This window comes from Thermomonas sp., assembly GCF_035369645.1.
GTDB lineage: Bacteria > Pseudomonadota > Gammaproteobacteria > Xanthomonadales > Xanthomonadaceae > Thermomonas.
Genome location: NZ_DAOOUM010000078.1, coordinates 1 through 5175 on the forward strand (window position 1 = coordinate 1; position 5175 = coordinate 5175).

Here is a 5175-nt window from a genome sequence, read left to right on the forward strand (position 1 = left end):
GAACCTTCGCCTTCACCGGCAATCCCCAGATGATTGAGCTTGGGGTAGAGCTTGAACGTGGCCTCGGGATCGTCAGCAAATGCATCGCGCCAGTTCTGCCAGTCGGCATCCACCACTTGAATATCGCGTGCGCCTTGCAAGAGCAGCATCGGCAACCTCACCTGTTGTGCCTCGCTAACCGCATCCACTGCCTCGATACTGCGCCAGTAGCCTGCGGGTTGGCCCATCACGGTCGGGCTGGTGGCAGCGGTTTTGGGGTCGCGGGTGATGCGCACTTGTTCGATGATGGCGTTGATCGCGGCGCGTTCGGCATCGTCGATTTTGCCGTCGTTGAGTGCCGCCAGCCGGCGGTTTTGTTCGATCAGGATATCCAGCAGCGGGCGCGTGGGCGCAGCCATCAGAATCAGTCCTGCCACATGCCCGGAGACGGCGGCAATGCGCGGTGCCAGCATGCCGCCTTGGCTGTGGCCCAGCACGAAGATGCGCTTGGGGTCGATGTCATCGGTCTTGCGCAACGCATCTACCGCGATCACCGCGTCATTGGTGGTTTCATCATCCACCCCGAAATTGCCGCCGGCAAAATCCTGCGGACGTGCCTTGGTGCGCTTGTCATAGCGCAACACGGCAATGCCCTGCGCGGCCAGCGTGCGCGCGATGTCCAGAAAGGGTTTATTGGGGCCAATGGTTTCATCGCGGTCTTGCGGGCCGGAGCCATGCACCAGCACCACGGCGGGGAACGGGCCATTGCCTTTGGGCATGGCCAAGGTGCCGGGCAGGGCGCGCTCGCCGTCGCCCACGCTGAAATCGCGTTCGCTGAAATTGGCATCGGCGGCCACCGCAGGTGCGGGGGAGGTGGATTGCGCGGGTTGAATCAAAAAGCCGACGATTTTGCCGCTGGCGTCGATGGCAAACTTCGCCACCAGTTCGGCTTTTTCAAAATGCAGCGGGATCTGCACAAAATGGGTGTCGCCTTGCGCGCTGACCTGCGCTTGCTCGCGGCCCTTGGCGTTGCCCATTTGTGCGGGCAGTGACTCCCAAATGGCTTGCAGCTTGTCAGCCGGCACTGCAGCGGCCATCTGTGGGCCAAACAGTTGCTCCACTTGCGCGTAGTGACCGGCATCCAGCGCATCCAAGGCTTGCTGTGCGAGTGCGGCAGGGTCGGCAGTTTGCGCATGGCTGGTACCGGCGATGGCAAGGCTGGCGGCAAGGACGGAGGCGATGAATGTATGACGCATCTCAGGCTTCCTTCTTGAAGATGAGGGTGGGGGAGGACACCGTGGGCGTGGCATGGACGACATTGACCAGTTCCCAACCATTGCGGCCTTGCTTGTCCAATTCTTCCTGCAAGGTTTCCAGCTTGAAGCCGCCCATCAGGCCGGTTTTCAGTTCAATGACTTGATATTTCCATTGGGTGCTGGTGTTCACGTTGCATCGTCCTCGGGTGTTTGGGTTGGCGCGGGCAGGCGCCCGGCTTTGCGCAGGGATTCGCGCAGTACGTATTCGATTTGCGCGTTCAAACTGCGTAGTTCGTCATCGGCCCAGCGCTGCGCGGCCGCCAGGATGTCGGCATTGATACGCAGCGGGTAGGCTTTTTTCTCGGCCATGGCTCAGTACAGCGAACCGGTGTTGACGATCGGTTGGGTGCTGCGCTCGCCGCACAAGACCACCAGCAGGTTGCTGACCATGGCCGCTTTGCGTTCTTCGTCCAGTTGCACCACGCCGTTTTTTTGCAGCTCGGCCAGCGCCATTTCCACCATCCCCACCGCACCGGCCACGATCCGTGTGCGCGCAGCAATAATCGCGTTGGCTTGTTGGCGCTGCAGCATCGCTTGGGCGATTTCCGGTGCGTAAGCCAAGTGGCTGATGCGGGCGTCGATCACTTGTACACCGGCATCGGCCAGGCGTTCGGAAAGTTCATCACGCAAATGCTGCGAGACTTCCGTGGCATGACTGCGCAGCGCAATCTGGCCATCCTCGTGCTGGTCGTACGGGTAGCTGGTGGCCATCGTGCGCAGTGCGGATTCCGACTGGATGTGCACGAAACTTTCGTAGTCATCCACGTTGTAAACCGCCTCGGCACTGTCTTGCACTTGCCAGACAATCACGGCGGCAATTTCAATCGGGCTGCCGTCGAGCTCGTTGACCTTGAGCTTGCCTGACTCGAAGTTGCGCACCCGCAGCGAGATTTTTTTCTTCGCATAAAACGGGTTGTTCCAACGCAGGCCGTCGTGTTTGACGGTGCCCACGTATTTGCCGAACAAGCTGAGCACGGCGGCTTGGTTGGGCTGCACCATGTACAGGCCGGTCAGGCTGAACCCGGCCAATACAGCCATGCCGATGCCGCTGAACACGCTACCGATGGAGGCTGGGCCTGCGGCATTGGCATCGGGGCCGATGCCGGTGATCAGCAACCAGATGCCGGCAGCGGCGAGCAGCAGCATCGCCAGCAAAAAGGGAATGCCGGGGAGGGAGGACAGCGGGTTTTCTTTCATGGCAAGGCTCGCATACGCCCGTCTGGGCTTCGGCATATTGATATCAAAATGATATCAATCAATGCAAGCGTCGTCCGACGAACGGTAGGCTGCCTGCCTGATCGGATGCGGCAGCTATTGCTGCGGAACGAGGTAATACAGGGGTGCCGGGCGTGATTCCCCGCTGGCATACAGGCCGGCCCCACCGGCGCTCCAGCCCAGTGCTTCGGCTTGCGGGATCCAGGGCACATCATGGGTTTCGGGCGGGTGGGAGACGGCATCGGCCCAGGTCTCGCCCTCCTGGCGACGGTAAAACAGCACGCTGCCATAGGTCAGCACCGCCAGCGTTTTGCGGTCGGGCGACATGTCGGCGGCAGTCACTTGCGAAAACAGCGCGGCCAGCGCGGGATCCTTGTCCCGCATCGCCGCGCTGACTTGCGGCACACCTTCCAGCCGGCCAATGCGGCGCGCCTCTTGCACCTGCCCATGCGGGTTGCTCAGCGGCAGTGAAAACAATTCCGGAGGGAAGCGCTTTTTCGATATCAACAGCACTTGCCCGGTGGCGGCATCCACGGCGACTGCTTCGCAATCGCGCGGGCCATCCGGCCAATGCGCACGGATGCTCCACGCTGGCCGCACAACGCCGCTGGTCAGTTGCGCGGGTTCTTCAATTACGTGCAACGCAAAGTCACGCCGCTGTCCGCCGTTGTCGCCGGTATCGGCCAGCAGCAGGTAGTGCTTGCCGTTCAAATTGAAACTGGCGATGTCTTCCCAGTCGATGTTCTTGGCGCCCACCACATCAAAGCGTGCCAGCAGCCGGCCACGGGTGCTGATGGCATACAGCCGCGCCGGGTTGCCACTGTCGTTGTGCACCCACAGCACATCCTCGTGCACATGCGAGGCCGCTAAGCCACTGATTTCGTCCAGCTCGCGGTGGGTGATCAATCCAGCCAGCCGCGCAAACGGCAGCGAAGGGGCCGAACAGGCGGCGATGCAAACCAGCAGCGTGGCCAGGCACGTCAGTGGCAGCGCACGGCGGATGGCAAAAAAACGAGGCATGGGTGCAAGGATCGCATAGCCCAGCGCGCTGGCTGAGTCTGCTGCCTTTAGAATCGCGATTCCAGTGATTGAGTTTTGCCGATGACCCGAATTGGTACCCCCCTGTCGCCACAGGCTACCCGTGTACTGTTGCTGGGCTCGGGCGAGTTGGGCAAGGAAGTGGCGATCGAGTTGCAGCGTTTCGGGGTGGAAGTGATTGCCGCCGATCGCTACGCCAATGCGCCGGCGATGCAGGTGGCGCATCGCAGTCATGTGTTGGATATGTTGGATGGTGACGCCGTGCGCGCGCTGATCGCGCTGGAGCAGCCGCATATCGTGGTGCCCGAAATCGAGGCGATCAACACCCACGTGCTGATTGCATTGGAGGCGCAGGGTGCGCTGCGGGTCATCCCCACCGCGCGCGCTGCGCAGTTGACGATGGACCGCGAGGGCATTCGTCGCTTGGCCGCCGAAACCTTGGGCCTGCCAACCTCCAGCTATCGCTTCGTCGATACCCTTGAAGATTACCGCGCCGCGGTAGCCGCCATTGGCTTGCCCTGCGTGGTCAAGCCGGTGATGTCGTCTTCGGGGCATGGGCAATCGTTGCTGCGCACACAGGCCGACATCGACGCCGCATGGGATTATGCGCAAACGGGTGGGCGTACTGGCGCGGGGCGCGTGATCGTGGAGGGCTTTGTCGATTTCGATTACGAAGTCACCCTACTGACCGTGCGCCATGCTGGCGGGACCTGTTTTTGCGCACCGATTGGCCATTTGCAGGAAGACGGCGATTACCGCGAAAGCTGGCAACCACAGCCGATGTCGGCGCTGGCGCTGCAACGTGCACAAGACATCGCCCGCGCGGTGGCCGACAATCTGGGCGGCTGGGGTGTGTTCGGCATGGAGTTTTTCATCAAAGGCGATGCGGTGTGGTTCAGCGAAGTCAGTCCGCGCCCGCATGACACCGGGCTGGTGACGCTGGCCTCGCAAGACCTGTCCGAATTTGCGCTGCATGCGCGCGCGATTTTGGGCCTGCCGATTCCGCACATTCGCCAGTTGGGGCCATCGGCCTCGTGCGCGGTGTTGGCGCATGGGCAGGGCGTGCCGGTGTTTGATCATGTGGACGCTGCCTTGATGCAGCCCGACACACAAGTACGTTTGTTCGGCAAGCCGCGTGTGGCCGGGCATCGGCGGGTTGCGGTGACTTTGGCGCGCGGCGACAACATTGACGCGGCCCGCGCCACCGCCCGCGATGCCGCCGCCGCGCTTGTCATCCACCTTGAAGCTGAGTTCTGAATCTGAGTGAGGAGTCCACCATGAGCGAATCGTCTGGCTATGCCGTGTTCTTGTTTCCGCAAGCGTTGGACGCCTTGGGCGATGCGGTCAAACCGTATCTGCAAGCCGGCCCGGCCGGCCCGTTTGTGCCCTGCCGCGAAGTGGACACCGGCGGTGCGTTTATCGAAATGACGCTGGAAGGCCGTGGCCCGGATGGCCGGGTCATCGAATTAGAATTGATGGTGCCTAGCAGTATGGTGCGGATGATTGTGTCGGCGCGCAGCGATAGTGAATTTGGTTTTTACGACCGTAAAAAGCCCGCCGCCGTGGCCGTAGAATCCGTGCAGACCGGCCCCGCTACAAGCAGTCCCGCCACGAGCAGTCCCGCCAC

7 protein-coding genes are annotated in these 5175 nt (G+C 61.9%); 2 read left to right on the top strand and 5 right to left on the bottom strand.

Translation table 11 applies throughout. The features are described from left to right. From PK789_RS11310 to PK789_RS11330, 5 genes are all read right to left on the bottom strand, one after another. Positions 1 to 1235 (bottom strand): alpha/beta hydrolase (locus PK789_RS11310; RefSeq protein WP_324308910.1); only part of this gene is annotated, 1235 nt, incomplete at its 3' end. 1 nt (position 1236) lies between these two features. Beyond that, on the bottom strand, positions 1237 to 1425 hold the full coding sequence (locus PK789_RS11315; RefSeq protein ID WP_223626789.1) for a DUF4177 domain-containing protein: 189 nt from the start codon (positions 1423 to 1425) through the stop codon (positions 1237 to 1239). Next, entirely contained in the window at positions 1422 to 1604 is a 183-nt protein-coding gene (locus tag PK789_RS11320; RefSeq protein ID WP_223626792.1) for a type II toxin-antitoxin system antitoxin, read from the bottom strand. Before PK789_RS11320 ends, PK789_RS11315 begins: the two co-directional genes overlap by 4 nt. Positions 1605 to 1607: 3 nt before the next feature. After that, positions 1608 to 2492, bottom strand: a complete 885-nt coding sequence (locus tag PK789_RS11325; RefSeq protein ID WP_288969499.1) for an SPFH domain-containing protein — start codon at positions 2490 to 2492, stop codon at positions 1608 to 1610. 114 nt (positions 2493 to 2606) lie between these two features. After that, positions 2607 to 3530 (bottom strand): SdiA-regulated/phytase-like domain-containing protein, encoded by a 924-nt coding sequence (locus PK789_RS11330; protein ID WP_288969498.1) that lies wholly within the window; start codon positions 3528 to 3530, stop codon positions 2607 to 2609. A gap of 81 nt (positions 3531 to 3611) precedes the next feature. Between PK789_RS11330 and purT the strand changes: the two genes are divergently transcribed. Next, positions 3612 to 4805, top strand: coding sequence for a formate-dependent phosphoribosylglycinamide formyltransferase (purT, locus tag PK789_RS11335; protein ID WP_324308912.1), 1194 nt, complete (start codon positions 3612 to 3614; stop codon positions 4803 to 4805). Between the two features lie 20 nt (positions 4806 to 4825). Continuing rightward, on the top strand, positions 4826 to 5175 hold a 350-nt coding region (locus tag PK789_RS11340), incomplete at its 3' end, for a hypothetical protein (protein WP_324308914.1).